At 62.7% G+C, this 3933-nt stretch carries 5 protein-coding genes; 3 read left to right on the plus strand and 2 right to left on the minus strand.

The window, feature by feature from the left end; translation table 11 throughout:
* Nucleotides 1–683 (plus strand): type I glyceraldehyde-3-phosphate dehydrogenase (locus AC0AP0_RS09800; RefSeq protein ID WP_490430329.1); only part of this gene is annotated, 683 nt, incomplete at its 5' end.
* Between the two features lie 72 nt (nucleotides 684–755).
* Here the strand turns inward: AC0AP0_RS09800 and AC0AP0_RS09805 are convergent.
* Entirely contained in the window at nucleotides 756–1352 is a 597-nt protein-coding gene (locus AC0AP0_RS09805) for a DedA family protein (RefSeq protein WP_052733290.1), read from the minus strand.
* A gap of 76 nt (nucleotides 1353–1428) precedes the next feature.
* Here AC0AP0_RS09805 and ybaK point away from each other — a divergent pair, with 76 nt between their 5' ends.
* Complete coding sequence (ybaK, locus tag AC0AP0_RS09810; protein WP_046322730.1) at nucleotides 1429–1935, plus strand: Cys-tRNA(Pro) deacylase; 507 nt, start codon at nucleotides 1429–1431, stop codon at nucleotides 1933–1935.
* 19 nt (nucleotides 1936–1954) lie between these two features.
* On the opposite strand, the gene AC0AP0_RS09815 is transcribed toward ybaK, so the two are convergent.
* On the minus strand, nucleotides 1955–3022 hold the full coding sequence (locus tag AC0AP0_RS09815; RefSeq protein WP_490430330.1) for a 4-hydroxy-3-methylbut-2-enyl diphosphate reductase: 1068 nt from the start codon (nucleotides 3020–3022) through the stop codon (nucleotides 1955–1957).
* A gap of 172 nt (nucleotides 3023–3194) precedes the next feature.
* Between AC0AP0_RS09815 and AC0AP0_RS09820 the strand changes: the two genes are divergently transcribed.
* A partial coding sequence (locus tag AC0AP0_RS09820) for an aldose epimerase family protein (RefSeq protein ID WP_490430331.1) occupies nucleotides 3195–3933 on the plus strand: 739 nt, incomplete at its 3' end.

The raw sequence follows: 3933 nt of genomic DNA on the forward strand, positions 1-3933 counted from the left end.
ACGCCGGAGCCAAGAAGGTTCTGATTTCCGCCCCAGCCAAGGACGACACCACTCCTACCGTGGTCTATGGCGTCAACGAGAAGACCCTGAAGTCCTCCGACAAGATCATCTCCGCCGGATCCTGCACCACCGGGTCCCTGGCCGCCATGGTCAAGATGCTGGATGACAACTTCGGCATCCGCATCGGCTACATGACCACCATCCACGCCTACACCGGCTCCCAGATGCTGCTGGATGGCCCCAAGGGCAACAAGCCGCGCAACACCCGCGCCGCCGCCATCAACACCATCGAGCACTCCACCGGTGCCGCCAAGGCCATCGGCAAGGTCGTCCCCTCCGTTGACGGCAAGCTGCAGGGCCACGCACAGCGCGTGGCCGTTCCCTCCGGCTCCGTCACCGAGCTGACCTGCGTCCTGGACAAGAAGGTCACCGTCGACGAGATCAACGACGCCGCCAAGAAGGCCTTCGAGGGCAAGGACTACTACGGCTACAATGACGAGGGCATCGTCTCCTCCGACGTGATCGGCGACACCCACGGCGGCGTCTTCGATCCCACCCAGACCGATGTCAACACCCATGGTGACGACCAGCTGGTCCGCACCGTTGCCTTCTATGACAACGAGTACGGCTTCACCAGCAACATGATCCGCACCCTGCTCTACTTCGCCAAGTTGGGCGACTGAGCATCCGGCCGGTTCCTCCGGCATAGCGATTTCGGGGTCCGTTCCCTTCGGGGGCGGACCTCTTGCTTATAATCAGCGCCGCCGGGTGAGCGCCCGCATGGCCAAGTCGCAGACCAGGCCTACGACCATTCCCACCAGAAACCCGATGGCCATCACGGCCAGAGGATTGTTTTCCAGCCAAGAGGCGGCCAGATACCCCAAGGTCCACATATAAATCGACCAGAGCAGGCCGGCCAGTGCAGCCAGGGGAAGATAACGGCTCAACGGATACCGCGCCGCCCCTGCAGTCAGATTTACTACGGTCCGGCCCGAGGGCACGAACCGCGAGGCTAGTGTGAAGAAGCCGCCTCCCTGCAGTAGCGCCCGGTGGGCCCATGATGTCACAGTCTTGCCTGCTGCACCTCGAAAGACGGCCAGACGATTCAACGGGACAAGTCGCCCCAGCCCATAGGTACAGGCATCTCCGCCCGCAAAGGCCAGGGCGCAAACCAGAAAGACCAGGATGGGAAGGGGTCGCCCCGAGGCTCGAAAGGCCGAAGCCGTGGCCAGGACCATAAGCTCCGTAGGTATGGGAATGATCAGCGCATCCAGAAAAGCTGCCAGAAAAAGCACGGCCAGACCCCATCCGCCCGTCACCGCATCGAGCAGCCAGGCATTGACAGCGGTCATGGACTACCCTTTCCGCGAGATCGCACCAAAGACACCCCTAAGCCTACGCAAACGGTCAGTACCTTAGCATGGAGTCATGAGCAAGAAGAAGCGGGCAGACTCGGATGCCGCGACTCCGGCCATGGCCCAGCTGGAGCGTCTAGGGGTTCCCTTCACCATCCACGAGTATCATCACAATGCTGACCACATGGACCAGGGGTACGGCATCGAGGCTGCCAAAAAACTGGGCCTGGATCCGCGCACGGTCTACAAGACCCTGATGGCCGACACGGGTAAGGAGCGGGTCATCGGCATTGTTCCGGTGACCGGCCATCTGAACCTCAAGCACCTGGCCGCTGCCGTGGGTGCCAAAAAGGCTCGTATGGCCGACAAGGCCCAGGCCGAGCGGGAGAGCGGATATGTCTTGGGCGGCATCTCGCCCTTCGGCCAACGCACCCAACACTTGACCGTGCTGGACCAAGGTGCCCTGGAGTTCGACACCATTATGGTCTCCGGCGGCAAGCGCGGCATCAGCCTGGGTCTGGACCCCCGAGATCTTATCCGTGTCCTCAAGGCCAAAACCGCACCTCTGGCCACCAACTGAGAGATTTTAGCGCTGGGGCTTAGCCCTGCTGCTGTGGAACTTTCCTGGATGCACGTGCAGAGCGCAGAGCCGAAGGCAGGACGAAATGCATGTGCTCGTCGACTGCTCGTTCTCGGGTTACCCGGGTGAATCCTCGGGATGCCAGGGTCTCCAGCACCCCCTGAACCAGGTTTTCTGGAACCGAAGCACCCGAGGTGAGCCCTACCGAGTCCATGCCTTGCAGCCAGATCGGGTCCAGCTCTCCCGCATCGTCGACCCGGTGGGCCCTCTGCTCACCCTGACCAGGAAAGCGCGCATCCAGGGCCTGACGGGCCACCTCGACCAGACGCACCGAATTGGAGGAGTTGGCCGACCCCACCACAATCATGCAGTCCGCCTGACCGGCCACCAGCTTGACCGCCTGTTGCCTGTTCTGGGTGGCGTAGCAGATGTCGGAACCCGGCGGCTCCTCTATCCAGGGGAAGCGTCGACGCAGGGCCGCAGCCAGATCGGCGGTCTCATCCAGGCTCAGTGTGGTCTGGGTCAGCATGACCAGAGGCGTGTCCGGTCCGAAGTCCAAAGCCTCGATATCGGCCTCATGCTCCACCAGATGAACCCGGTCAGGTGCCTCCCCCATGACTCCAATAGCCTCGTCGTGCCCCCGGTGGCCTATGTAAATGATCGAGTAGCCGTCCCGGACGAAACGCTGGACCTCCCGGTGAACCTTGCTGACCAGGGGACATGAGGCATCGACCACGCGCATCCCCCGCCGCTGGGCCTCCTTGACGACCGAGGGGGCGATGCCATGGGCCGAGAAGACCACGGGAACCCCGGCACGGACAGCCTGGTCGGGAATCTGGTCCAGCTCGTCCACGAACACGGCCCCACGCCGGGACAGGTCCTCGACCACATGCCGGTTGTGGACTATCTGCCGACGCACATAGACCGGCGGCAGACCCTGGTGGGGGTTGTCTGCATCCAAGATGGTCTGCACCGTCTGAATGGCACGGTCCACCCCCGCGCAGAACCCGCGCGGATCAGCAAGGATGACCCGGCCCCGCCCTTGCGGGATCGGCTGTTCGCACACGGTGGTCCGAAATCCTGCCACTGCCGCTCCTTATCGATGTCAATCCGGACGGTTCCGGACGCTGCAAATCCATGGTAGAAAGCCAGAGCGGCCCCCGATAGTCCATTCGCCACTCTTTCACCAAGAAGCCAAGACCGCCCAGGCGCTAGGATGGTGGCGTACCAAGCATCAACGGCACTATGGAAGTGGGAGCATGCATACGAACGAGATGATGGGCGGGGCCGTACCCCGGACAGGACAGCAGTACAGCATCCGTCATGGGGACTACGAGGCGGTGGTGACCGAGCTGGGAGCCATCCTGCGTGTCCTGAAATACCGGGGAAAAGACCTGCTGGCCTCATTTGACCCGGATGGAACCGTACCATGTAGCAACGGGAACGTGCTGGTACCCTTCCCCAACCGGATCGAGGATGGCACCTACGAATTTCAGGGCCATACCTACACCCTGCCCATCGACGAGCATGACCGGAACACCGCCATTCACGGCTACGGATACCGGGCCTACTGGCGGCTGCAAGCCCTGACCGAGGACTCCGTCAGCCTCTCCTGGCGGGTGCCAGACATGGGCGGATACCCCTTCGACGTGGTGGTTACCGTCACCTACACCCTGGACGACCAGGGGCTGACCATGACCACCCGGGCTCTAAACCTGGGCGATGATGCTGCACCCTGGGCCTTCGGCATCCACCCCTGGCTAGCCAACGGCAAACAGGGCGTCGGTGACCAGATTCAGAAAGACAACGCTCCCTGCACCCTGTCCATTCCCTGCCGTACCCACGTGGTGGTCGATCCCGACAGGCTGCTGCCCACCGGTACCGAACCCGTCCAAGGGCGAACAGATCTGCGCCAGGGCCTTGCGCTGGGTGAGGATGCGGACTTCGACGATGCCTGGACTGATGTGGAGCGGGACGACGACGGCACCTGTTCGGCCT

The sequence above is a fragment of the Bifidobacterium sp. POST2/T3 (B1) genome (assembly GCF_058197115.1).